Below are 24,058 nucleotides of genomic sequence, written 5' to 3'. Positions count from 1 at the left end.
CAAATCGCCGTCACTGCGCATCGCGCCGGTTTTATTTGCTCGGGCTACACGCCGACACAACCACCAGCGACCAAATCATCGCTCCCGCCTGAACGCATCGGTTTTCTTCGCCGGCGCACACACATTTATCAAAAAATAATAACAACGCGACTCATGGTTTATCGCCAGGATTTGTGTTGTTGAATTTTTATATTGCTCCTATTGCAAGGTTTACGCATGTCATCAAACATTTTATTTGCCGATCTCGACCTCTCTGAAAACGTTCAAAAAGCTATTCAAAAAGTGGGCTACGAACAGCCATCACCTATCCAGTTGGCCGCCATTCCCATCCTCCTGGCCGGTGGCGATATTATTGGTATGGCACAGACAGGTACCGGTAAAACTGCAGCCTTCGCGCTGCCGCTCTTGTCACGCATCGATATCAAACAAGCCGACCCACAAATTCTTGTGCTAGCGCCTACACGCGAACTGGCCATTCAGGTGGCGGAAGCATTCCAGAAATATGCCAGCGAAATTCCCGGATTCCATGTACTGCCCATTTATGGCGGCCAGGACATGAGCAGCCAATTGCGCCAGCTCAAACGCGGCGCGCACGTTGTCGTAGGCACACCCGGCCGCGTTATGGATCACCTGCGTCGCGGCAGTTTGAATTTAAATAATCTGAAAAGCCTGGTGCTCGACGAAGCTGACGAAATGCTGCGCATGGGCTTTATTGATGATGTTGAATGGATTTTGGAACATACGCCCAAAACCAGGCAAACCGCTCTTTTCTCCGCCACCATGCCGCGTGAGATTCGCCGCGTAGCCAACAGCTATCTAAACGAGCCCCAGGAAATCAGCATCCAGAGTAGTACATCGACTGGCGATAACATTGAGCAAGTATATTGGATGGTCAGCGGCACCAATAAATTGGATGCGTTAACACGTATTCTTGAAGTTGAACCTTTCGACGGCATGATTATTTTTGTGCGCACCAAAACCGCTACCGTCGAGCTGGCCGAAAAACTGGAAGCGCGCGGTTATTCTGCATCAGCACTTAACGGCGACATGAACCAGCAATTACGTGAACGCACCATTGAACGTTTGAAGTCCGGCAAACTGGACATTGTTATTGCAACGGATGTCGCTGCACGCGGTATTGACGTGGAGCGTGTAAGCCACGTGGTGAACTACGATATCCCCTATGACAGTGAAGCCTATGTGCACCGTATCGGTCGTACCGGTCGCGCTGGTCGTACCGGTAAGGCTATTTTGTTTGTGGCACCGCGTGAAAAACGTTTGCTATACACCATCGAAAAAGCAACCCGCAAGCCGATTACGCTGATGGAATTACCCAGCGGCGCTACGGTTACCCGCCATCGTATCGATCAGTTTACCCAGCAAATTACAACCACGCTGACTGAACAAACGGATTTGTCTTTCTTTAACGATCTGTTGGCTGAATACAGCCACAAGCATGATGTATCACCGGAAGAAATCGCTTCCGCCCTGGCGTTCCTGTTACAAAAAGAACGCCCGTTGCAAGTGAAATTTACCGATGTGAAACCCGATCGCAGTCCGCGTGAAGATCGCGAACGCGCTCCGCGTGGTGATCGTAGTGAGCGTGGTGAGAGAAGCGAACGCGGTGGCCGTGAACGCCGTGAACACGGCAATGACGAAAACATGCAACGTTATCGCATTGAAGTGGGCCGCAACCATGAAGCACGCCCCGGTGATATCGTCGGCGCGATTGCCAATGAAGCCGGCATTTCCAGCAGCAACATCGGCCACATTAAATTGTTCGATGAGTTCTCCACCGTTGACTTACCGAAAGGTTTAGCGCAGGACGTGTTAAATCAATTGAAGAAAGTCAGAGTGCGCAATCGTCCGCTGGAGATTAGCGTTGACCAAGGTGGTCAAGGCAAGCGCGAATCAGGCGAAAAACGTAGTTTTTCTGATCGCCCTAAGCGTGATAGCGATGCACCGCGCGGCAAACTCAGCCTGGGCGCCAAACCCAAGGTGCGTGATCGGGATCAGAAAAATAAAGGCTATCGCGGGAAAAAATCGGATTAATGATTTTAATTCTTTAGGTCGGATTACGGCGCAATGCGCCTAATCCGACCTACGGGATGTCCGCTGATTAACCCTTTCCAGCATTAATTCCCCTTCTGTTTTACCGTTATTACAATGCGTGAAATACCAATCGCTGGCACGGGTCAAACTGTTCTTGCGAGCGTCGCTCGACATGCATCGCCCTTCATCTAACATCACCACAGTTTCACCATGAATGGTAATGGTCTCTATCGGCGCAGATACCGCTCTTGTTCGCTTGCTTTCGGCTGCTCGGAGTTTTTCTCGCAAATGCGGATGAAAAACGGCGTCAACATTGGCGGGCTCCATCGAAGGCCGTGCTAAATCTTCCTGCGTCAGCCGGTATTTATCAGGAATAACCGATGTGCGGCGAATGGTGGTTTGAAGATCTTTCGATGGCGGCGACGGTTGATCTGTGACCGAACTGGATTGTCCAGGCGGATCGGGTTCGGATACTGTTTGTGGTATTGCAGGTGGAACGGTGGAAAGCACAGGCTCAAATGGCTCAACAATCTTTTTGGCGGGAATCAGGCTGATTCGTAATGATGAATCTTTCGATTGAAGCGTTTGGGTTAAGTTTGTCGGCACAGGTTTGTACCATGCCATAATCACAAGATGCAGAATCAACGAGATAAGAACAGCAATTGAAAGTAAACGAGGTGATGATGAATGGCTACGTCGCTCCGCCAATGAGACGGTAACATCCTCAACCCAATATATCCCTGCCATATCCCCTAAGCCTTTCAGCGCTCATCGACAGCAGGGATAGACAATCAACGCTGAAAGTAGTTCGCAAATCGCATGAATCTAAAAGGGTTACTCGTCAAACATCTGGATCATATAACCGGTTTTGACCGCCTCACCCATGGCTTTATCGGCGGTGACTACACGCTCATCTTTGACCAGATGGCTCGGCACCAGTTTACGTTTTTCAATTTCGATATCGGTGAAACCCGCACGTATCAAATAGACTTTGCACAACTGTTCTGCACCAAATAAATCAACAAAATTAATATACACAATAAACGGCACGCGCTGGCCTTCTTTCAGGTGTTCGCGCGCTTTTTTGGCGGTGGCATTTACCGAAAAGATATACATAACCAAATCCCCTGTAGGTCGGATTAGCCGCACAGCGGCGTAATCCGACAAGTGTTTGAATTCAGTGTCGGATTACGCTTACGCTAATCCGACCTACGAAAGCCACAGCTGCTAGACAATCATGATGACCCGCAGCGCATCCAGACGCAGTTTTGCCTGCGAGAGATAATGCTGACTTGCCGCCAAACGTTGTTGCACATAATCAATTTCCGATTGACGCACATTAGGATTCACTTGCATCAACGCTTTCATCCGCTCCAACTCGTTATTGAGCTGTTCGCTCACTTGAGCCTGCGCGGCAGCAATTAACTCTGCCTGCTTTGAATGCGTCTTTTCTTCGGCCTGCTGCAACATCGTACTTAATAATGGGCGCGCCTGACGTACCACTTCCTGCGCATTATTGCGCGGCACTTTTTGCAGCAGCTTGCCCACTTGATCTATACCCAGGACAGCGCTGAGGTCTTTGCCATTGCTATCAAGTAATACTCTTATCAATGATTGTGGCATATAACGGAACAACTGCAATTCTGCGGGAGCCGGACAGTGCAGGACAAACAAGGCTTCCAGCATCACCGTGCCCGGCTTCAACGGCGGCAATTTAAGAGTACAAAATGCCGTGTTGCCGAATTCGTTTAAAGCGATCAGCTCCTGGGCGCCGCGTACCAACGGATGCTCCCAGGTTAAGAACTGCATGTCCTCGCGCGATAATGCCTGCTGGCGCTGGAAGGTTACGGTAACGCCGTCCTCCGATAGCCCCGGAAAGTGCGGCACCCGCATATGGTCACCGGGATGAAGTACCAGGCTGTGTTCGCTATGCCGTTCAGAGTCCACGCCGAAGGCTTCAAAGATTTCTTCCAGATAATGAATTAAATCCGGGTCATCATCCCGCTCGGCTAAATGTTCCACCAGTGCCGCCGCCTGAGCTGGCTTACAGGAATTTAATTCCAACAACCGGTCACGTCCCTGCTGAAGTTGCACGCGGAGCCCTTCAGCAAATTGACTCGCGTCATCCAGCAATTGTTCAAAATCTTTTGCGTTGTGCTGTACCAATGCAGGCAATAAATGTTCACCAAAACGATTCATTACCGCCTGGCCAATAGCGCAGGTTTTTTCAAAGGCATTTAATCCCTGGTGATACCATTGCAATAAACGCTGCTGCGCGGTCGCCTCGTAATAAGGTACATGAATATTAACGTCCTGAGTCTGACCAATCCGGTCCAGGCGACCGATGCGTTGTTCCAACAGATCCGGGTTCAAGGGTAAATCAAACATTACAAGGTGATGGGCAAACTGAAAGTTGCGCCCTTCGCTACCGATTTCCGAACAAATCAACACCTGGGCACCCTCTTCCAGGTCGGCAAAGTAAGCAGCCGCGCGATCCCGCTCAATTAAGCTCAATCCTTCATGGAATACAGCGGACAAAACGCCTTTACGCAAACGGAGGAATTCTTCCAGCGTTTGGGCCGTATCAGCATCGGCACAAATGACCAGAACTTTTTGTCGGCGATTTTGCTTTAACCAATCACTCAGCCACTCCACGCGCGGATCTTCCAACCACCACCCCTGGGTTGCCTCGTGCTGCCAGAATTGCTCAGCCCGGATTTGCTCTTCCAGTGAAAACTGTTCAAAGACTTCGTCCAAGGGTGCAGGTAATTGCAGCGGGTGCTCATGCAGTTTACGCTCGGGAAAACCACTGACAGAGGTACGTGTATTGCGAAACAGAACGCGCCCTGTGCCGTGCCGATCGAGCAAATCATTTATTGTGTGATCAATAGCAAGCGTCACATCTTCCACTGTGCCCTGGCGTAAGCTGGCTATTTTTTCTTGCGGCAAAAATGCTTCCAGATCTTTCAGCACATTAGCTGGAATATCGGCACCAGTTTGTTTGGCATTAAGCAGTGCCTGTACCAGATCATTGATAGGTTGATAGGCTTGTTGCTCTGCCTTGAACTTCTCCAAATCGTAATAGCGATCAGGATCAAGCAAACGCAAACGGGCAAAATGGCTATCCAAACCCAACTGTTCCGGTGTCGCGGTCAGCAGTAACAAACCTTTGGCTATACGAGCTAACCCTTCAATACAGCGATATTCCAGGCTGGGATCAGTTTCGCTCCAGAGTAAATGGTGCGCTTCGTCAACCAACAGCAAATCCCACTGGCAAGCCAGTGCCTGTTCATAACGTTGCGGATGCTGTGTCAGAAAATCCAACGAGCAAAGAATCAACTGCGCCGATTCAAAAGGATTGTCCACATTAGTATCGGTAGACTCACTATCGTCATCGCGAAAGTCATCGATATAATCCACAGAGATTTCATCGCTGTCCAAACCTGTCAGCGCCTGACAACGGGCTTCATCCAATAGTGTGAACGCGAGATTAAAACGACGCAGCATTTCCACCAGCCACTGGTGCTGCAAGCTGGTCGGCACAACAATCAGCGCTCGTTGGACGCGTCCACTGATCAGTTGCTGATGCAAAATTAAACCGGCCTCAATGGTTTTACCCAAGCCCACTTCATCGGCAAGCAAAACCCGGGGCGCATGGCGCGCAGCGACTTCACTGGCAATATATAACTGATGCGGCAACAACTGTACACGCGGGCCCGCCAAACCATATACCGGTGATTGCTGATGTTTATGTAAAAAATTCAGCGTGTGATAACGCAACGAAAAGTGCGTGTGCTTATCAATCTGCCCGGCAAACAAGCGATCGCGTGGTGTACTGAACTGCACGAAACTATCGAGTTCAAATTCGGGGAACGCCAACTCGGTTTTATCAGCCGTCAGCCCGAAATATAACAAACACCCTTGTTGTTCAACGACACGGGTAATGGTGATGCCAACACCATCATGACGACGCACTTTCTCACCAACCTGATAGATCACACGGCTGACTGGCGCATTATCCATGGCATAGGTGCGACGTTCGCCGGCAGCGGGAAAACTCAGGGTCAAGCGCCGGTTGGCGATATCCAGCACAATGCCCAAACCCAATTCAGCTTCCGACTCACTGATCCAACGTTGCCCGATAACATATTGCACTTTACTCACACACGCCTCTTAACTCTGTGGTTCTGCTTTATTTGTAAGGCGCGCATGATACTGGTTTCAAGCCGATAAACCAAAGTCAGGCTGTGCGATGAGGCAATATTCGTTAGAATCGCAACTATTCCGCTGTTTAATCCCTGACGCCGATTAAGGATGCACCATGTTGACACCCACCACAGAATTACAGACGCTGCTCGACCAACACCCTGCCCTGCAATTGATTTCCAGCCATGCACGATATCCAGACGCTGTCGGTGAAGGTTTGCCGCTGCTTCATCTGAAAACAGATGTCTGCGAAGCCGTTATTGCCCTGCAAGGCGCGCAATTACTTGAATTTAAAACTATCGGAAGTTCACCCTTGTTATGGTTGAGCCCGAACTGCAATTTCACGCCAGGCACAGCCTTGCGCGGTGGCATTCCCATTTGCCTGCCGTGGTTTGGTCCCAATGAACAAGACCCCAAAAAACCGAAACACGGATTTGCGCGCAACCGGAACTGGGCTCTTCAACAGGCAAAGCAAGATGCTGATGGCAGCTATGAATTGCTATTCATATTTCACAGCACAGCAGATGCGTTATTTGCGTTCGATTTTTCAGCACAATTGCGCATGACTCTGGGCACATCGGCCAAACTGGAACTGAGCGTCAGCAACGAAGACCAACGCGCGTTTGACTGTAGCTGGGCTCTGCATTCCTACCATCCCGTCAGCTCATTGGCCGATGCACAGGTGATCGGTTTGGCTGAGCGTACTTATCTCGATAATCTCGAAGCCCATGCCGCCAAACATCAACAGGGTAACCTGCGCTTTGTCGGTGAGGTGGATCGGGTATTTCCCGGTGTCGCCAATGCACTGACTATTGATGGCTCGCCCGCGATCAACATCACGCACGAGAACTGCCCCAGCGTCATTACCTGGAATCCAGGTGCAGAAAATGCCGCAAAGATTGCTGATATTGGTGCAGGCCAGGAGCAGCATTACATCTGCGTTGAGCGCGGTGCCGTGCTGGATGAAAAGTGGCATCTGGAACCCGGCCAAAACAAAACCGCCTGGCTGGAAATCAGGGAAACACCCAGTAGGTCGATTTAGCGCAGCGTAATCCGACACCAGATTCACCTGAGCCACCACAACCAGATCCCAGAATTGTTGGATTACGTCGCGCGTTGCGCGTCTAATCCAACCTACGGAGCTCACAAAATTCCCCTCGCCACAAACAAAAAAGCCACCGCAAGCGGTGGCTTTTTCATACAAAAATAACTGCAATTACGCGGGCAATAATTCCTTAACCGCGTCGCGCTCTTCCTGCAATTCTTTCTCAGTCGCTTGCATCTTCCCACGAGAAAAGTCGTTAACAGAAACGCCTTGCACGATTTCCCAATCGCCGTTTTTACATACGCACGGGAATGAGTAGATCAGGCCCTTCTCAATGCCATAGCTGCCATCGCTGTACACGCCCATACTGACCCAGTCGCCATCCGGTGTGCCCAACGCCCAGTCGCGCATGTGGAAGATCGCTGCGTTGGCCGCAGAGGCCGCAGAAGATGCACCACGTGCAGCAATAATAGCCGCACCACGTTGTTGAACGGTAGTGATGTAATCCGCTTCGTACCACGCCTGGTCAATCAAGCCCATAGCGTCTTTGCCATCTACTTTGGCTTGATGCAGGTCGGGATACTGGGTCGACGAGTGGTTGCCCCAAATGGTCAACCTGGTGATGTCGTTGATGCTCTTGCCAGTCTTGGCAGCCAGTTGGCTCAAGCCACGATTGTGATCCAGACGGGTCATCGCAGTGAATTGACGAGGGTCGATATCCGGTGCATTGCGTTGAGCGATCAAGGCGTTGGTGTTAGCAGGGTTACCCACGACCAGCACTTTAATGTTGCGTGAGGCATGATCATTGATAGCCTTGCCTTGTACAGAGAAGATGGCGGCGTTGGCCGACAGCAGGTCTTTACGCTCCATGCCCGGGCCACGGGGACGAGCACCGACGAGCAATGCGTAGTCAGTATCTTTGAACGCTACGTTAGGGTCATCGGTACAGATAATATCGGTCAGCAATGGGAAGGCACAGTCGTCCAGCTCCATCGCTACGCCCTGCAGGGCTTTCAGCGCCGGGGTGATCTCCAGCAATTGCAGAATCACGGGTTGGTCCTTGCCCAGCATATCGCCAGCAGCGATGCGGAACAGGAGGGAATAGCTGATTTGGCCAGCAGCGCCAGTGACGGTAACTCTTACGGGTGCTTTCACAGTGGGACTCCGTTTTGTGGGTAAAATCGGTTGACTAAACAGAAGGCCGGCATTTTGTGCCGTTTGACGGGCGGGCATTATATAGCTATTTGGGAATAAATTTCATCTGCTGGTCACCAGCGCCGATTTACCACCAAAACTGTTCAAAATTCAGACACCACTGAATAGCTAAAAATATACTTTTCACGCAAACAATAATACTTTCTATGCATTTTGTGAGCGGAGCCAGAGGCCAGGAAAAGTAGCTGGGATAAGATGACATCGTTGTATTCAGGTATAAAAAGGTGGTTCTAAAACGCTAATAAATCCCGCGCGCGTCGCCGAGGCTCTCCATGAAACCCATGTACGAGAAGGTGCTACCCACAGAAAATTCCTCCTGGCGCTACTGGTTATACGCGCTCGATGAAATCCCTTTTAACTGGCACTACCACCCTGAATATGAAATCTGCCTGACGCTCAACAGCCGTGGACAACGTTACATTGGCGACAACATTGCCAACTACGATGACCTGGACCTGGTCCTGCTCGGCCCCAAACTGCCTCACACCTGGTGCTCCAAAACTCTGATCGAACCCGGCCAACACCTCACCTATGTAGCGCAGTTGCCAACGCAATGGATAGAAGCGGTGGCGCAGATGCCGGAACTGCAATCTCTGGGTGATCTGCTGACAAAAAGCAAGCGAGGAGTAGAATTCAGCCGGGAGACGGCCCATGCATCGCGCGAGCGCTTCATGGCCATGGCCGACGCCTCGCCCATGCAACGCCTGATCTGGTTACTCGAAATACTGCAACTTATGGTCGATGACAGTACATCACGCCCCATCTCCAGCGACGGCTATGCCCCCGCCAGTTTTCCCGACTCCGCCACAGAAAAAATCGACAAGGTCATCGCCTACATTCACAAGCACTACACCAGCGACCTCTGCGCCGAACAAATGGCCAGCCTCGCACATATGAGCACCAACCACTTCCATCGTTTTTTCAAACAACGTACAGAACAGACGTTTACGGAATATGTAAATCAATTGCGGATCGGCAAAGCCTGCTCCCTGTTGCTGACAACAGACTTGCCGATTTCAACGGTGAGCTATCGTTGCGGGTTTAATAATATTTCCAATTTCAATCGACGGTTTTTGCAATTAAAGCGGTTTACGCCGAGGGAGTTTAAGCGGAATTATCATCAGGGTTAACCTAGCGTCATTAAGCCCCAACTCTGGGGCAGCAACACCCCCAATGATACAAACTATCACCAACAAAACAAATTGTTGATATTTATTTTCATAATGATATGCTCTCCCTGCCATATAAGAGGGAGTCTTTGATATGAATAAAGCGATATTTCTTTTTTCAGTCGTTATCGCCGCTGGCGGTGGTTATTGGCTGGGGAAAAATAACATCCCGGATAATACTGTTTCCTCTGCGGTATTTATCGAACCAGAAAATATCGTGCACCCTACCGTTGTAAACCTTTCACAGACTAATATTGAAAGGGATTTTCAACAGAGCATAGCTCTAGCTAATGAAACAGAGCTTTCGTCTACCCCTCAAAAGTCTACTGTTGTAGAGCAGTCAACACGGCGTCAAATTGATGCAATCAAGACTGAATACGAACTCAAACAGCGCTCAGAATCCTTTACGAATTGGTTTATCAAAAATCAGGAAACCAAGCCCTGGTTTGATATCGGGATTGCAATGCGTGGACGATTTGATGCTGAAGAAGTTGATCATGATTGGGCCAGCACTGAAGAGGGTCACCTTCGATCAATTTTCACTCAAGAACAAGCATTGGCGGGGATAGCAGTTAAATCTACCGTATGCAGATCAACACAATGTCAAATTACCATCGGCGTGATAGATCACGACCATGCCAACGAAACAAGCATGGCAATTATTGAAGCACTGAGCGCCGAGAAATTTTCACACATTATTATTGATAGCCAGGTAAAACAGGGCGAGACCATTTTTTACGTATCGAGTAACGAGAAAGGATTTGAGTTGAATCAGTAGAATTGCTGCAATTAACTCAAAGTATCTGATTGCAAAATCAGATTTCATATGTGATCTGTAAGAGCAACTTGCAAAGAAAAGCTCGAGCGGATCGCAAAAGGATAGTTGTTTAGTTAATAAAATTTGGAGACGTTATGAGTATAGTAAAAATGCTAGGAGCTGCCCTGTTGAGCTACATTGCTTTAATGTGCGTGAGCGCAAATGCACAGCAAGTGCCGGTATCTTGCACTTGGTCTGTTGTCAGCTCCTACGGTCCACCGGATAACTCATGGAGAGATATCGTTCGTCAGTGTAAGGAGTCTAACGGTACGTTGGTTGCCACCCAGAGTTTCCGTGGGTTTCCTAATGGGAGTATGTCAAATTGCTCTTTATCTCTAGCAAGCAATATTGGCTATACCGGTGCCTGTGCAACACCAAGTTTCTACAGAACGACAAGCTCATCCAGTTCGGCGCAAAGCTCCAGTGCAGCATCAAGTGTTTCTACATGTACTACTCCGGGATTACGCGTGTATGGTGCTTGCGCCAGCTCCTATACCCCAGCCTTATTGACACAACCTAATATTGTGGCGAGATGCGGTACAGGCTGTACTTTGGTATATCAAGAATTGGGTTGGACAAGTGCATGTCCCAATATGTATGAAGGCCGTAGCCCGGAGTTTGGTCTTTATTGTAATTAGTAGAAAAGCCCATTGTTGCATTGCGATAATGGGCTCATTTCAAGGTACCGAAAAAAGGACACCGATTCAAAATTAGAGGAGCAATATTGAACCACTTTATGAACGTATTTTCTTATTGTGCATGGTCATACCGCGCTTTTAATGCCTCATACAACTCATCCTTAAAACTCAACTTCGCCGCATCCAGACTCTGCAACACGTCGACCAGATGCTCGTTATCTTCACGCCCATCGTGCCAATGCTTGCGGTAACTGCCGTCTTTATAACCGTTATCCTGGCGGAAAAAATTCAGCACATTCTTGCCAACGTAACCGCGATAGAGTTGATCAAAACTCATATCCACACCCGCCATCAAACGGCCGAATAAATCAATGTGAAATTGACGATCCGCGAGGGTTGCGCCGGCGAAGGCTTCGAGGTCAAGGCGGAAGTCTGGCTGCTCAGTGACAATGCATAAATTATTCTGTACGCGCGCAATGATGGCGTCCTGGGTTTCACCGGACTGCAATAAAATACTCAAACCAAAATGCCAGATATCAATTAATTCCAACGCGACTTGCTCAGTATCCGGCGTTTGTTTTTTCCACCATTTCCAGCCGTAATGATCCATCAATTCCGCACACTCGACCCAAATTGCGCGGTACCATTCGTATCCCTGTTCGCGCCAGTTGGCGGTGACTTTGGTGTTCATGCTGTCTTGTAATTCGAGCATGATCTGAATCTGTTGTGCTTGTGCGTTCATCAATGTTTCTCTTCAGGATTAATGGGGCAAATATTGTTTTGCGCGTGTGAACAAACGATAAAAATTGTCGGTGGTTTGTTGCGCAAGATCTTCAAACGCCATGCCGCGCACCTCGGCCACAAACTCGGCCACTTCGCGCACGTAACGCGGCTCGTTCGGTTTGCCGCGATAAGGGACAGGCGCCAGGTAAGGTGAATCGGTTTCAACCAGCAAACGGTCAATGGGCATCTTGCGCACGACATCGCGAATTTGCTCGGCATTTTTGAAGGTGACAATGCCGGAGATGGAAATGTAATAATTCAAGTCCAGAGCACGTTTGGCCATATCCCAATCTTCGGTAAAACAATGCAGCACGCCTGCATGTTCGAGACTGCCGTGAGCTTTAATTAAATCGATAGTATCGTCACGCGCTTCGCGTGTGTGCACAACAACAGGCAATCCGGTTTTACCACCCACCTCCAGATGCAGGGCGAAGCTTTCATGTTGCAGCGCTTTGCTTTCCGTTTCGTAATGATAATCCAGGCCGGTTTCCCCCAGCGCAACCACTTTGGGTTGTTGCGACCACTGCAGCAATTGTTCTGCGCTGGCGGTACCTTCTTTTACATCGCAGGGATGCACACCGACTGAAGCCACTACGCCGGGATGCTGCTGCGCAATATCAATAACGGTCTGGATATTTTCCAGGCTAATGCCGATGCACAGCATTTGTTGGATACCACGCGCATGCGCGGCCTGGATTGCACCGGTCAGTTCCCCGTCGTAAGGCGTCAGGTTAATACGGTCAAGGTGGCAATGGGAGTCGACTAACATAATGCTGAACCTTGGTTAATACGGATGGGTTAATACGGATGTAAAAAAGCCAGGACTGGCCTGGCTTCCCGGGTGCGATTGTAACGAATCTTTACATGGTATGGGTGGGTCGGTCGGAAGAGAGCGAACCAGCCAGATAGGTTTCGATCTTGTTCACGGCGGTATTGTCCTGGTCACTGAACTGCACTCCGATACCCGCCGCACGGTTGCCCTGCGCACCCTTGGGAGTTACCCAAACAACCTTACCGGCCACCGGGATTTTCTCCGACTCGTCCATCAGACTGAGCAACATAAAGACTTCATCGCCCAGTTTGTAGCTTTTGCTGGTGGGGATAAACATGCCACCGTTTTTCACAAACGGCATATACGCGGCGTAAAGCACCGCCTTGTCTTTGATGGTCAGAGAAAGAATGCCATTGCGGGCACCGCCGCCAATCGCTTGCATAGGACTACCTGTTTAACCGAAAACAATGAAAGAACACTAATAGATTAGTCTACTACTGTCCAGCCGCCAGCGGCCGATTCGTGCTGGCGCGCAACAAAGCACCCCAATCGAGAAATAATTCCTCTAATAACAACTGTTTATTGGGGTTCGCCCCGCTCAGCAGTTGCTTTTTATTGGTCAGGATTTTCTCGATATAACGATGCAGCAGTGCCGGCACTACATACGTCAGACGCTCGCGAAACTCCGGTGGCAGTGCCTTGATCTGCGGATCATCCATGCCGACCCGCCAACGCGCCAACCCGTGCAGCCAACCCAGAAACCATTCGATGATCGCCACTACATCATCACCATGCCACTGCTGCGCAAGCTCAATGGCGGAGAGCTGGCCAAGCGTCAAACGCGCCAGGTTATCCTGTAATTGCTGGTAGCGCTCCAGTGCATCGCCTTCCAACAACGCCAACGCGGTCAGCGGCGCGCCACGAGCGACGAACAATACCTCTTTCGGTTGAACACTTGAGCCGGTCATCAACGGCGTAAGCCAATGCAAAACCTGCTCTTCGCGCGGCATAGCCAGCAATCGTAGCTGACAGCGACTGCGAATAGTGGGTAAAACAGCACTTGGGGTATGGCTGACCAGAATCAATAATGTATTGTCCGCCGGCTCCTCCAGAGACTTGAGTAAGGCATTGGCGGAGTTGATATTCATGGCCTCCGCCGGCTCCAGCACGAGAACCTTGTACCCTCCCTGCTGCGCCGTTTTCCCCAGAGATTCGATCAGGCCGCGCACCTGATCTACCTTGATAGCCTTGCTGCCCTCTTCCGGCTCAAGCATCAGGAAATCAGGGTGGGTTTGAGCGTGATTTAATTGGCAAGAACGGCATTTACCGCAGGGCGTGCCCTCAACAGGCGAAAGACACAACAATAAATGGGCAAGAGCTTCTGCCAGGTGGCGCTTACCGATACCTTTAGGCCCCGCGAGCATCAGCGCATGGGGTAACTTATTCGCTGCCTGTTGAGCGCAAATCTGCTGCCAATCGCCTTGTTGCCAGGGATAGGGTAATGCGGGGAAGTCACTCATGCCGGAAAAGCTCATTGGAAAAATCAGTTAAAAACATCAATTCGGGCGCAAGCTTAGCAATTATTTGCGATAATCGCCGCCTTTTTAGCGAACCAGCCGATTATGACTGAGCACACTCTGGACATTCTTTACCGCGACGACGATCTGCTGATCCTCAACAAACCTGCCGGGTTGCTCACCGTTCCCGGTAAGGGGCCGGACAACCAGGATTGCCTGATTCGCCGGGCTCTTGGCCCATTTCCCAATGCCCGGGTTGTACATCGGCTGGACCAGGGCACCTCTGGCATTGTTATGTTTCCGCTTAACTACATCACCCTGCGCACCCTCACCAAGCAGTTTGAGACGCGCGGCGTGCATAAGCGTTATGTGGCGGTGGTGTCCGGCCTGATGGAGCAGGATGAGGGAGAAGTTACATTGCCCTTGATTTGCGATTGGCCAAATCGCCCGCTGCAAAAAGTGTGTTTTGAGCAAGGCAAAGCGGCACATACCCGTTATCGCGTGATGGAACGGGATGCGGATACACAAACCACCCGGGTATTACTGGAACCGGTCAGCGGCAGGACACATCAATTGCGCGTTCATATGCTGGCACTGGGGCATCCGATTGTGGGCGACAGGCTCTACGCGCCGGTGGACATCCAGGAACAGGCCCCTCGCCTGCTGCTACACGCGCAACAGATTTTCTTTGATCACCCCATTACCAATCAACCGGTGAACATACACTGCCCGCCAGCTTTCTGATGTGCTAACAACGGCTAGCCAAGCAACGCTTGCAACACCCGATCAATATCCTGCTGCACAGCGACTAATGGCTGCCCCGCATTAACCACCGCATAACGTGCCGGGGCTGCCTCAGCCAAGGCGCGATAAGCTGCCCGCACCCGCTCAAAAAAGGCAACAGCCTCACTCTCAAAACGATCCAGCTCTGCCCGCTGACGTGCACGCTGCAAGCCCAATTCCACATCAATATCCAGCACCAGCGTCAGATCCGGTCGCAAATCGCCTTGAACCAATTGCTCTAACTGCGCGATAGTTGCCACATCCAAACCACGACCACCACCCTGATAGGCATAAGTCGCATCGGTAAAACGATCACACAACACCCAGGCGCCACGGGCCAGCGCCGGCTTGATAACCTGCTGTAGATGCTGCGCGCGCGCGGCGAACACTAATAAGAGCTCAGCGGTTTCATCAACCAGCTCTTCACGCTTGGCCAACAGCAAAGCACGAATTTCCTCCGCCAGCGGCGTACCGCCCGGCTCGCGCGTGACCATAACGTCAACGCCACGATTCGTCAGCCACTCATGTACATAAGCCAGGTTAGTGCTTTTGCCGACACCTTCGGTGCCTTCAATCGTTATAAATTTGCCGTATGCCATAGGAGTCTCATTGATAATCTGCGAATGCGTTTTAGGGTTCCTTCACCCCCGGCGAGCGCGTATCATAACCGCTTTTTTAGCCTTTGCTTTCACTGGAGACGAAGATGATTACCCTGCATACAAACCACGGCGACATAGTAATCGAACTGGATTTTGACAAGGCACCTAAAACGGCAGCCAACTTTAAGCAATATGCCGAAGAAGGCTTTTACAACGGCACTATCTTTCATCGCGTGATTGACGGTTTCATGGTTCAGGGCGGCGGCATGACCGAAGATATGGAACAGAAAAAAACGCGTGAGCCTATCGAGAACGAAGCCGATAACGGTTTAAAAAATGTCGTAGGCAGCCTGGCTATGGCGCGCACCAATGACCCGCACAGCGCCACCGCACAATTTTTCATCAATGTTAAAGATAACAGCTTCCTCAACCACAGCAGCAAAAACGCGCAAGGCTGGGGCTACTGTGTATTTGGCAAAGTGACCGACGGCATGGATGTGGTGAACAAAATCAAAGGCGTAAAAACCGGCACGAAAGGCTATCACCAGGATGTCCCGGTAGAGGCTGTTATTATAGAAAAAGTGACTGTAGCCTAATCTGCAAGACGGTCTTTGATATTGAATTCAAAGACCGTCTTATTTGCGTTATGCATTTAATACTTCCGATAATTAGCCAACTCTGCACACGCCCTGATGACCACACTGTTTATTTCTGATCTGCACCTGCACGAATCCCGCCCGGCGGCGACCAACGCTTTCTATCAATTTTTGGCGGAGCGCGCTCAAGGCACAGAAGCACTTTATATTCTGGGTGATTTTTTTGATGCCTGGATTGGTGATGACGATGATGCGCCATTAAATGCAGCGGTTGCGCAACACTTGCGTGCATTATCCGATCAAGGCACCGCCGTTTATTTGATGCACGGCAATCGCGATTTCTTACTGGGCAATGATTTTGCTAACGCTGCCGGAGCAAGTCTGATTGTCGACCCCACACTCATTGATTTATACGGCCAACCGACTTTACTGATGCACGGCGATACGCTGTGCACTCGCGATACTGAATACCTTGCATTTCGTCAACAAGTTCGCTCTCCCGCCTGGCAACAACAAATACTCTCACAACCGCTTGGTGCACGCCGTGCGTTGGCCGCACAAATTCGTGCCCAGAGTAAAAGCATGAACAGTATCAAAGCCGAAGATATTATGGATGTTACGCCAGAAGAAGTTGTGCGGGTCATGCAAGCCCATGGTGTACGACAATTGATTCATGGCCATACACACAGACCAGCGCGACATCCATTGACTATTGACGGTATGGCAGCTGAAAGAATTGTGCTCGGCGATTGGCATGATTCCGCATGGTGCATCTATGCCGATGCCAGTGGACTTGAGTTACGCCACTGGCCGATGACTGTTTAATTTACATTTAAATCGCATCAACGATTGGTCATCATGGATAAACCACCAAGGATGACAAATACCGGCCACCAGGTAAAAAATGACAGATCAATCAGAAAAATTAATGCAATGAAAATAATAAACGCTGCTGATACCAGGGAGTTGGCCATCGAAGCACCAATACCTTCGCGCCGATAAGCCACAAAGGCTTGCTGCAAAGGCCCCACCGATGCCACCAGAATAAACAGCGCCCACCAGTTATCCAGGTGCAGGAAGAAAAAATCTACCCCCAGATTTCGCGCTAACAAAACGACACCAATCAATATAATGGCTAAACCCAGCGGCCAGGTGCCGGAACGGATTTTGGATTTTTTGGGTACATCCTGTTGTTCTATCTTTTCAGGATTCATCACTTGTTCTCCCTTAAGTTTAGCGATATTGGTCGCTGGTTACGCCGCCAGCACGCCTGAATGGAAACGGAATTCGGTATCCGGGCTTTCAATCAAGCTTTTTTCCAGCTGCAAAAAAACCTCAATGCGATCATCAATACTCTCACCACCGGCCGCCTTGCGCGCAAGATGCAGATAATCCTCGTAATGCCTCGCCTCTGATTTCAGCAGCGACAGATAAAACTTTTGCAGTTCTTCGTCCAGATGCGGTGCAACCTTAGCAAAGCGCTCGCAAGAGCGTGCTTCAATAATGGCGCCCACGATTAGCGTATCGATAAATCGAGCTGGCTCATGAGTGCGCACAGGCTTGCGTAACTCCGACGCATAACGACACGGCGTAATTTGTTCATAAGCGATACCGCGAGTTTCCATGATGGCCATCACTTGTTCGTAATGGCGCAACTCTTCACGGGCCAAGCGCGACATCTTATGCATCATCTCGAAATCACCGACATAGCGGTACATAAGCGTTAAGGCCGTTGATGCAGCTTTCTTTTCACAGTTAGCGTGATCGAGCAACAAAAGTGCTTGATGCTGTAGTGCGCTTTGTACCCAGGCATCCGGGGTTTCACATAATAAAAATTGATTGATTCGGGTTAGTGCATTCATGGGTTTATTGATACATTTTTTAAGCTGATGGCGGATTACGCTTCGCTAATCCGACCTACCTGGTTTTTGCCGGTAGGCCTGGTTCTATATAGCGTTCATAGTAGGCACAGGAGAGTGCGTAAAAATCCTGGTCGATTGCATCACGGACTTCCTTTAGCGATGCATCTCGCCAAGCGGGTTGCAAACGCAAACCATAGGTTTCCAGATCTCTAATCTGGCTCGCCCCAGCACGCAACAAATCGAAAACCCAGCAATAAGGATTCTGCTCTTCCTTAAATAAAATTTGTTGGTGTTTGATTTGCTGCAACAATAAAGGCGCATCAACCACTTCAATAATGTTTTCTACGACTTGCGCCAAAAAAGATTCAAGGCGTTGGGCAATAATCAACCGTTGCTCATGGCTATAGGCATTCCAGTCAATCACCTCATGTGCGAAACGCTTGCACCCGCGACAGACGCTGTCACCAATGCCCGTCGAGCAAATGCCTACACAAGGTGTTCTAACAGGTTTAAAAAGGCGCATCAGAAATTGGATCGTTAATCGTTAGAATCAGGAAGCAATATACTTCTTGGACATCGCTTCCTGATTGTCAGGAGAAGAATTAATAAGGGAAGCCCGCAACATCCAGGTCAATCGACCAGACTGCACCGGCTCCGGTTAAGTACAGGGTTTTACCCGCAGCGCCACCGAAAGCGGCGTTAGTAATATTGGCATCGACACTAATCGTCGCCAGATGCTCACCCGCTGGTGTAAATACACGAACGCGCTGTGCCGTATGCTCCGTCACGTAAATATTGCCCAGACAATCGATGGCCATGCCATCGGGAACCTGGATACCCTCAACCAGATTTTTTCCTTCACCCGGCTGGCCGTCAACAATAGGATAAGCACGCAGAAATCCCTTTTCACCACCGCCCGCAACATAGAGCGTATCCTGTGCTGGCGACAAGGAAACTCCATTGGGGTTGCTGATGCTATCGTCGACAACCATCACACTGCCGGACGCAGATACACGAAACACTTGGGTTTTTTCCTGCCCGCCCGGCGCTGCACTGCGCTGAAAATCCGGATCGGTAAAATAAATAGTGCCGTCGCGCGCCTCGGTTAAATCGTTGGGCGAATTGAACGGATTGTCCTGATACTCACCCACAATTTTTTCACGCTCACCGGATTGCAGATCAAAACGTGAAATGGTTTTATCGGCATGAACACCACCGATAAGAAAGCCTTCACTGTCGAGTGCTAAACCGTTAGTGCCGCTATTCTCAATCGCGGTTTCCATCGATCCGTCTGCATTAAGACGTTGAACTCGCGATGGAAATCCTTCCTGAAAGGTAAAATCAGAGAAATACAAAGCACCGTTCAGCCAGACAGGCCCTTCATAAAGGCCGGGTTCAGTGCGCCGCGAATTGGCCGTCTCTATTCGGGTAGCAGTCAAATCACCCGAAGGCGCCTTGCCTGGATTTGCCGGACAGGTCCACGATGAATAACGGGGCACCACCGGCACCTCTTGTTTGGGGATGGCGGCGTCCACCATTTTTTGCTCTGCCTGGGGTTCCTGCTGTGGGGTTGCTGCCTCTTCGCAAGCGACCAAACCCAATATTGTTATGGCACTGATAACGGGATAAATAATTTTTTTCATTAAAGCGCGCTCCATATTTTTGCCGTCGATCATTCGCGGACCTTTTATTTACCTACATCTAACGATTGCGTGTTCCAGATGTGTTGAGATTTTTTGCTGCATAAAATGAGGCAGCCAACATAGCACAGCCGCCCATTAAAAACGTGGTTTACCTTGGAAAAATCCCTGCTAAGCCAGGCTTTCAGACCACAATGTCTACGAATTGATCATTTCACCTGACTCATGTATCCCTCAGTACAGCCTATTTTACCGGCGGGTATAACGCGCCCGCCCTTCTCCGGATTCGGGTTAACAGTTTATAGGGGTTCATGTATAATTTGCGCCCAATTTACACCCCCTGCCAGGGTTGTGGATTCATCCATGTAGGTCATGGATAGTCTCCGGACGCAGAGATCCTGCCGAAGGAGTAATCTCACAAATCAGAGGATATAAACCGTGCTTGAAGCCTATCGCAAACATGTCGCAGAACGCGCAGCAGAAGGAGTTCCACCCAAACCACTTAATGCCGAACAAGTCGCAGGTCTGGTGGAATTACTGAAAACCCCTCCCGCTAACGAAGAACAAACCCTGCTCGACCTGATCACCAATCGCGTTCCCCCAGGCGTGGACGAAGCAGCCTACGTTAAAGCCGCTTTCCTGAGCGCCATCGTCAAAGGCGAAGCCAGCTCCCCCCTGATTGATAAACCCCACGCGATCAAACTGCTCGGCATGATGCTTGGCGGATACAACATTGAAACCCTGGTCAACGCACTCGACGATGCTGAACTCGCTTCACTGGCTGCCGAACAACTCAAGCACACCCTGCTGATGTTTGATGCCTTCCACGATGTGGAAGAAAAAGCCAAAGCCGGCAACGCTAATGCACAAGCTGTATTGCAATCCTGGGCCGATGGCGAATGGTTCACCAAACGCGACAAGGTACCGGAAAGTATCAAACTGACCGTGTTCAAAGTCACCGGCGAAACCAATACCGATGACCTTTCCCCCGCACCCGACGCCTGGTCGCGCCCCGACATCCCACTGCACGCCTTGGCCATGTTCAAGATGGCCCGTGAAGGCCTGACACCGGACGAGCCAGGCACTATTGGCCCGATCAAACAAATCGAGCAACTTAAAACCAAAGGTTATCCATTAGCATTCGTGGGTGACGTGGTCGGTACCGGCTCTTCCCGTAAATCTGCCACCAACTCTGTGCTGTGGTTTATCGGTGACGACATTCCCGGTGTACCCAACAAGCGCACTGGCGGTGTGTGTATTGGCAGTAAAGTTGCGCCGATCTTTTACAACACCATGGAAGACGCGGGTGCATTGGTCTTTGAAGCACCGGTAGACAACCTGAACATGGGCGATGCTATTGAAATTCGTCCTTATGAAGGCAAGATCTTTAACATCGAAACCGGTGCTGTAATTTCCGAGTTCAGCCTGAAATCCGATGTACTGCTGGACGAAGTCCAGGCCGGCGGCCGTATCCCGCTGATTATTGGCCGTGGTTTGACCACCAAAGCTCGTGCATCTCTCGGATTACCTGCCAGCACTTTGTTCCGTTTGCCCCAGGCACCGGCCGATAGCGGCAAGGGCTTTTCTCTGGCACAAAAAATGGTGGGCAAAGCTTGTGGTACTACCGGTATTCGCCCGGGTACTTATTGTGAGCCCTACATGACCACCGTGGGCTCCCAGGACACAACCGGTCCGATGACTCGCGATGAACTGAAAGACCTGGCCTGCCTCGGCTTCTCCGCCGACCTGACCATGCAGTCCTTCTGTCATACCGCAGCTTATCCCAAGCCGGTGGACATTGAGACCCAGCACACTCTGCCGGATTTCATTATGACCCGTGGCGGCGTCTCCCTCCGTCCCGGTGATGGCATCATTCACAGCTGGCTGAATCGCATGTTGCTGCCCGATACGGTCGGCACCGGCGGCGACTCTCACACTCGTTTCCCTATCGGTATCTCTTTCCCGGCCGGTTCTGGCCTGGTGGCCTTTGCCGCCGCAACCGGCGTTATGCCGTTGGATATGCCGGAGTCAGTGCTGGTACGCTTCAAAGGCGAGATGCAGCCTGGCATTACCTTGCGCGACCTGGTTAATGCCATTCCGCTGTACGCCATCAAACAAGGCTTGCTGACCGTAGAGAAGAAAGGCAAAAAGAACATCTTCTCTGGCCGCATTCTGGAAGTAGAAGGCCTGCCAAAACTGAAAGTCGAACAGGCGTTTGAAATTTCTGATGCATCTGCTGAACGTTCTGCTGCTGGCTGTACCATCAAGCTGGATAAAGAACCCATCATTGAGTACCTGAATTCCAACATCACAATGCTGCGGTGGATGATCGAACAAGGTTACGGCGATGTTCGCACCCTTGAGCGTCGCGCACGCAAGATGGAAGAATGGCTGGCGAATCCGGTACTGATGGAAGCCGATGCCGATGCGGAATATGCAGCGGTTATCGACATCGACCTGGCTGACGTGAAAGAACCGATCCTCGCCTGCCCCAATGACCCGGATGATGTGAAAGTGTTATCCGAAGTTGCTGGCGATAAAATTGATGAAGTCTTTATCGGCTCGTGCATGACCAACATCGGCCACTTCCGCGCCGCCGGCAAATTGCTCGATGCCACCAAAGATGAATTGTCTACCCGTCTGTGGATCGCTCCACCGACCAAGATGGACGAGCATCAATTGATGGAAGAAGGCTTCTACAACATTTACGGCCGCAAAGGTGCACGTACCGAAATGCCCGGCTGCTCATTGTGTATGGGTAACCAGGCGCGCGTTGCACCTAACTCCACTGTGGTATCAACCTCAACCCGTAACTTCCCCAACCGTCTCGGTAATGGCGCAAATGTTTACCTGGCGTCGGCTGAGTTGGCGGCGGTAGCGGCGGTGTTGGGCAAGCTGCCTAACTTCGACGAGTACATGCAATACGCGCAAAAACTCGACAGTATGTCTGGTGATATTTATCGCTACCTCAACTTCAATGAAATTGAGAGCTATCAAAAATCAGCGGATGAAGGCAAGCGTATTGCTGCCGTGGAAATTCAAACAGTCGCCGTTTAAACGATTGTTTTGCCGCAATAAAAAACCCGCTTCGGCGGGTTTTTTATTGGTCGATATTTGAGAAAGCGCTTTTACGGCACCGATTTCTCGCGATAAATCGTCTCCACCAGACCGTCATTATCGCTGTCGTGTGGCAACTGCCAAAACATAATACCGCCGAGCTGATGGGTCTTTATGTAACCCACTTTAGCCGAGATAGAACGTTTGTCATCGAAGGTAGCGAAAATCTTTTTCTTCTCATTATAAATAATGGGTGCCTTGGCGATATTATCCCAATAGTAAACATAGCCCTCCTCCGGCACATAGACTGTTGCGTAATCTTTAAACTTTGCACCTTCGACATGTTTGCCGGGCTGATATAAACCCAGATTCACATTCTCGACATTCTCCCAGGAGCGCGCATAAAACGCGGCACCGATAACGATCTTTTCCGCCGGCACACCTTTGCTCAATAAGAATTGCACGGCGTTATCCGTAGAGTCTTTTTGTTCCGGTGTGGAGTAAAGCGCAGTGTGATGCCCCGTATGCGGTGTCGCGCCGTTAACGATGTCGTAACTCATCAGATTGACGTTATCAAACAGCGGCATGATTGCATCCCAATCCACTGCATTCTGCAAGAAATTATCAAAACCACCGGCCGCAAAACTTAACTCATAACGATCACCAAAGCTATCGCGCAATGCCTGGGTTAATGCCGTGAAATTATCTTTATCATAATCCGCGTAGGGGTGACCCGGATGACCGGGAATTGTTGGATACTCCCAATCCAGATCGATACCGTCTGCACCGTATTCTTCAATAATTGCCAGAGTGGATTGCGCAAACGCCTGCCGATTTTCTGCATTGTTAAAAACGGCGGAACAGGTTTCACAGCCACCCCAACCACCGAGTGATAACATGACTTTAAGATGTGGATGCTGATTTTTTAACGCAACAAGGCGTTGCAACGCCAGCTTATCTGCATCTGAATCAAAGCTGAGTTGATTGCCGTTCAAGTGCAGGAAACTGTAGATGATGTGGGTAAGATGATTGAAGTTGTAGCGCTCCAGGTCAGAACCATCCCCCATGTAATAGGCAATCACTTTAAAATCATGCAAAGGTGGTTGTTTCGACATGACAGCGGTGTCACTCTCTGTTTGTGGTTGAACAACGTCAGAAGAAGATGCGCCATCATCCTGACAACCCAGCAACAGGATTGCCAACAGCACACTGCAACAACAAAGGAAAAAGGATTTCATAAATAGTGGACCCCGTATTGAAGGAATATCATTGCCAATATCATTTTATTTTTTCGGGCACTGCCCGGC

22 protein-coding genes are annotated in these 24,058 nt (G+C 50.2%); 8 read left to right on the top strand and 14 right to left on the bottom strand.

Translation table 11 applies throughout. The annotated features are described in order from the left end of the window. The first annotated feature begins 216 nt into the window (after positions 1 to 216). Positions 217 to 2,052: a DEAD/DEAH box helicase gene (locus tag CBR65_RS02360; RefSeq protein WP_087465372.1), complete on the top strand. Its 1,836-nt coding sequence runs from the start codon at positions 217 to 219 to the stop codon at positions 2,050 to 2,052. A gap of 39 nt (positions 2,053 to 2,091) precedes the next feature. Here the strand turns inward: CBR65_RS02360 and CBR65_RS02355 are convergent, their stop codons facing one another. From CBR65_RS02355 to rapA, 3 genes are all read right to left on the bottom strand, one after another. Then, positions 2,092 to 2,799, bottom strand: a complete 708-nt coding sequence (locus CBR65_RS02355) for a hypothetical protein (RefSeq protein WP_087465371.1) — start codon at positions 2,797 to 2,799, stop codon at positions 2,092 to 2,094. 87 nt (positions 2,800 to 2,886) lie between these two features. Then, the gene (locus tag CBR65_RS02350) at positions 2,887 to 3,168 is read right to left on the bottom strand and encodes a hypothetical protein (RefSeq protein WP_087465370.1); all 282 of its coding nucleotides are present in this window, start codon (positions 3,166 to 3,168) and stop codon (positions 2,887 to 2,889) included. Between the two features lie 111 nt (positions 3,169 to 3,279). Next, positions 3,280 to 6,216 (bottom strand): RNA polymerase-associated protein RapA, encoded by a 2,937-nt coding sequence (gene rapA / locus CBR65_RS02345; RefSeq protein ID WP_087465369.1) that lies wholly within the window; start codon positions 6,214 to 6,216, stop codon positions 3,280 to 3,282. A gap of 157 nt (positions 6,217 to 6,373) precedes the next feature. Between rapA and CBR65_RS02340 the strand changes: the two genes are divergently transcribed. Then, entirely contained in the window at positions 6,374 to 7,300 is a 927-nt protein-coding gene (locus CBR65_RS02340) for a D-hexose-6-phosphate mutarotase (RefSeq protein WP_087465368.1), read from the top strand. Positions 7,301 to 7,474: 174 nt separating this feature from the next. On the opposite strand, the gene CBR65_RS02335 is transcribed toward CBR65_RS02340, so the two are convergent. After that, the gene (locus CBR65_RS02335) at positions 7,475 to 8,458 is read right to left on the bottom strand and encodes a malate dehydrogenase (RefSeq protein WP_087468877.1); all 984 of its coding nucleotides are present in this window, start codon (positions 8,456 to 8,458) and stop codon (positions 7,475 to 7,477) included. Between the two features lie 332 nt (positions 8,459 to 8,790). Here CBR65_RS02335 and CBR65_RS02330 point away from each other — a divergent pair, with 332 nt between their 5' ends. Continuing rightward, a complete protein-coding gene (locus CBR65_RS02330; RefSeq protein ID WP_087465367.1) occupies positions 8,791 to 9,648 on the top strand; it encodes an AraC family transcriptional regulator in 858 nt (285 codons plus the stop codon). A gap of 133 nt (positions 9,649 to 9,781) precedes the next feature. Continuing rightward, positions 9,782 to 10,465 (top strand): hypothetical protein, encoded by a 684-nt coding sequence (locus CBR65_RS02325; protein WP_087465366.1) that lies wholly within the window; start codon positions 9,782 to 9,784, stop codon positions 10,463 to 10,465. A 789-nt stretch (positions 10,466 to 11,254) separates the two neighbouring features. On the opposite strand, the gene CBR65_RS02320 is transcribed toward CBR65_RS02325, so the two are convergent. The 4 genes from CBR65_RS02320 to CBR65_RS02305 all read right to left on the bottom strand — a co-directional run bounded on the left by CBR65_RS02320 (position 11,255) and on the right by CBR65_RS02305 (position 14,217). After that, positions 11,255 to 11,884, bottom strand: coding sequence for a dUTP diphosphatase (locus CBR65_RS02320; protein WP_087465365.1), 630 nt, complete (start codon positions 11,882 to 11,884; stop codon positions 11,255 to 11,257). A gap of 18 nt (positions 11,885 to 11,902) precedes the next feature. Further along, positions 11,903 to 12,694, bottom strand: a complete 792-nt coding sequence (locus tag CBR65_RS02315) for a TatD family hydrolase (RefSeq protein WP_087465364.1) — start codon at positions 12,692 to 12,694, stop codon at positions 11,903 to 11,905. 91 nt (positions 12,695 to 12,785) lie between these two features. Further along, complete coding sequence (locus CBR65_RS02310) at positions 12,786 to 13,139, bottom strand: PilZ domain-containing protein (protein WP_087465363.1); 354 nt, start codon at positions 13,137 to 13,139, stop codon at positions 12,786 to 12,788. A gap of 52 nt (positions 13,140 to 13,191) precedes the next feature. Next, positions 13,192 to 14,217, bottom strand: coding sequence for a DNA polymerase III subunit delta' (locus CBR65_RS02305; RefSeq protein WP_087465362.1), 1,026 nt, complete (start codon positions 14,215 to 14,217; stop codon positions 13,192 to 13,194). Positions 14,218 to 14,319: 102 nt separating this feature from the next. Between CBR65_RS02305 and CBR65_RS02300 the strand changes: the two genes are divergently transcribed. Then, on the top strand, positions 14,320 to 14,958 hold the full coding sequence (locus tag CBR65_RS02300; RefSeq protein WP_087465361.1) for a pseudouridine synthase: 639 nt from the start codon (positions 14,320 to 14,322) through the stop codon (positions 14,956 to 14,958). A gap of 14 nt (positions 14,959 to 14,972) precedes the next feature. On the opposite strand, the gene tmk is transcribed toward CBR65_RS02300, so the two are convergent. Then, a complete protein-coding gene (tmk, locus tag CBR65_RS02295; RefSeq protein WP_087465360.1) occupies positions 14,973 to 15,596 on the bottom strand; it encodes a dTMP kinase in 624 nt (207 codons plus the stop codon). 104 nt (positions 15,597 to 15,700) lie between these two features. Here tmk and CBR65_RS02290 point away from each other — a divergent pair, with 104 nt between their 5' ends. Beyond that, positions 15,701 to 16,192 (top strand): peptidylprolyl isomerase, encoded by a 492-nt coding sequence (locus CBR65_RS02290; RefSeq protein WP_087465359.1) that lies wholly within the window; start codon positions 15,701 to 15,703, stop codon positions 16,190 to 16,192. Positions 16,193 to 16,288: 96 nt separating this feature from the next. After that, the gene (lpxH, locus tag CBR65_RS02285) at positions 16,289 to 17,017 is read left to right on the top strand and encodes a UDP-2,3-diacylglucosamine diphosphatase (RefSeq protein WP_087465358.1); all 729 of its coding nucleotides are present in this window, start codon (positions 16,289 to 16,291) and stop codon (positions 17,015 to 17,017) included. 17 nt (positions 17,018 to 17,034) lie between these two features. On the opposite strand, the gene CBR65_RS02280 is transcribed toward lpxH, so the two are convergent. The 4 genes from CBR65_RS02280 to CBR65_RS02265 form a co-directional block, all read right to left on the bottom strand. Then, complete coding sequence (locus CBR65_RS02280; RefSeq protein ID WP_087465357.1) at positions 17,035 to 17,406, bottom strand: hypothetical protein; 372 nt, start codon at positions 17,404 to 17,406, stop codon at positions 17,035 to 17,037. Positions 17,407 to 17,445: 39 nt separating this feature from the next. Continuing rightward, positions 17,446 to 18,054: a tRNA-(ms[2]io[6]A)-hydroxylase gene (locus CBR65_RS02275; RefSeq protein WP_087465356.1), complete on the bottom strand. Its 609-nt coding sequence runs from the start codon at positions 18,052 to 18,054 to the stop codon at positions 17,446 to 17,448. Between the two features lie 55 nt (positions 18,055 to 18,109). After that, a complete protein-coding gene (locus CBR65_RS02270) occupies positions 18,110 to 18,577 on the bottom strand; it encodes a DUF1289 domain-containing protein (RefSeq protein WP_087465355.1) in 468 nt (155 codons plus the stop codon). A gap of 79 nt (positions 18,578 to 18,656) precedes the next feature. After that, positions 18,657 to 19,697 (bottom strand): SMP-30/gluconolactonase/LRE family protein, encoded by a 1,041-nt coding sequence (locus tag CBR65_RS02265; protein WP_232461322.1) that lies wholly within the window; start codon positions 19,695 to 19,697, stop codon positions 18,657 to 18,659. Between the two features lie 435 nt (positions 19,698 to 20,132). Here CBR65_RS02265 and acnB point away from each other — a divergent pair, with 435 nt between their 5' ends. Continuing rightward, complete coding sequence (acnB, locus tag CBR65_RS02260) at positions 20,133 to 22,751, top strand: bifunctional aconitate hydratase 2/2-methylisocitrate dehydratase (protein ID WP_087465354.1); 2,619 nt, start codon at positions 20,133 to 20,135, stop codon at positions 22,749 to 22,751. Between the two features lie 71 nt (positions 22,752 to 22,822). Here acnB and CBR65_RS02255 read toward each other — a convergent pair whose 3' ends face one another. Next, entirely contained in the window at positions 22,823 to 23,989 is a 1,167-nt protein-coding gene (locus CBR65_RS02255) for a glycoside hydrolase family 18 protein (protein ID WP_087465353.1), read from the bottom strand. Positions 23,990 to 24,058: the final 69 nt, after the last annotated feature.

The sequence above is a fragment of the Cellvibrio sp. PSBB006 genome (genome assembly GCF_002162135.1).
GTDB lineage: Bacteria > Pseudomonadota > Gammaproteobacteria > Pseudomonadales > Cellvibrionaceae > Cellvibrio.
The sequence above is the reverse complement of the archived record's forward strand: the minus strand, read 5'-3'. Positions and strand labels throughout refer to the sequence as shown.

Excerpts from the sequence above, each read along its gene's own strand:
- CBR65_RS02360 (WP_087465372.1), top strand. The coding sequence starts at position 217 with ATGTCATCAAACATTTTATTTGCCGATCTCGACCTCTCTGAAAACGTT.
- CBR65_RS02355 (WP_087465371.1), bottom strand. The coding sequence starts at position 2,799 with ATGGCAGGGATATATTGGGTTGAGGATGTTACCGTCTCATTGGCGGAG.
- CBR65_RS02350 (WP_087465370.1), bottom strand. The coding sequence starts at position 3,168 with ATGTATATCTTTTCGGTAAATGCCACCGCCAAAAAAGCGCGCGAACAC.
- CBR65_RS02340 (WP_087465368.1), top strand. The coding sequence starts at position 6,374 with ATGTTGACACCCACCACAGAATTACAGACGCTGCTCGACCAACACCCT.
- CBR65_RS02330 (WP_087465367.1), top strand. The coding sequence starts at position 8,791 with ATGAAACCCATGTACGAGAAGGTGCTACCCACAGAAAATTCCTCCTGG.
- CBR65_RS02325 (WP_087465366.1), top strand. The coding sequence starts at position 9,782 with ATGAATAAAGCGATATTTCTTTTTTCAGTCGTTATCGCCGCTGGCGGT.
- CBR65_RS02320 (WP_087465365.1), bottom strand. The coding sequence starts at position 11,884 with ATGAACGCACAAGCACAACAGATTCAGATCATGCTCGAATTACAAGAC.
- CBR65_RS02315 (WP_087465364.1), bottom strand. The coding sequence starts at position 12,694 with ATGTTAGTCGACTCCCATTGCCACCTTGACCGTATTAACCTGACGCCT.
- CBR65_RS02310 (WP_087465363.1), bottom strand. The coding sequence starts at position 13,139 with ATGCAAGCGATTGGCGGCGGTGCCCGCAATGGCATTCTTTCTCTGACC.
- CBR65_RS02305 (WP_087465362.1), bottom strand. The coding sequence starts at position 14,217 with ATGAGTGACTTCCCCGCATTACCCTATCCCTGGCAACAAGGCGATTGG.
- CBR65_RS02300 (WP_087465361.1), top strand. The coding sequence starts at position 14,320 with ATGACTGAGCACACTCTGGACATTCTTTACCGCGACGACGATCTGCTG.
- tmk (WP_087465360.1), bottom strand. The coding sequence starts at position 15,596 with ATGGCATACGGCAAATTTATAACGATTGAAGGCACCGAAGGTGTCGGC.
- CBR65_RS02290 (WP_087465359.1), top strand. The coding sequence starts at position 15,701 with ATGATTACCCTGCATACAAACCACGGCGACATAGTAATCGAACTGGAT.
- lpxH (WP_087465358.1), top strand. The coding sequence starts at position 16,289 with ATGACCACACTGTTTATTTCTGATCTGCACCTGCACGAATCCCGCCCG.
- CBR65_RS02280 (WP_087465357.1), bottom strand. The coding sequence starts at position 17,406 with ATGAATCCTGAAAAGATAGAACAACAGGATGTACCCAAAAAATCCAAA.
- CBR65_RS02275 (WP_087465356.1), bottom strand. The coding sequence starts at position 18,054 with ATGAATGCACTAACCCGAATCAATCAATTTTTATTATGTGAAACCCCG.
- CBR65_RS02270 (WP_087465355.1), bottom strand. The coding sequence starts at position 18,577 with ATGCGCCTTTTTAAACCTGTTAGAACACCTTGTGTAGGCATTTGCTCG.
- CBR65_RS02265 (WP_232461322.1), bottom strand. The coding sequence starts at position 19,697 with ATGAAAAAAATTATTTATCCCGTTATCAGTGCCATAACAATATTGGGT.
- CBR65_RS02255 (WP_087465353.1), bottom strand. The coding sequence starts at position 23,989 with ATGAAATCCTTTTTCCTTTGTTGTTGCAGTGTGCTGTTGGCAATCCTG.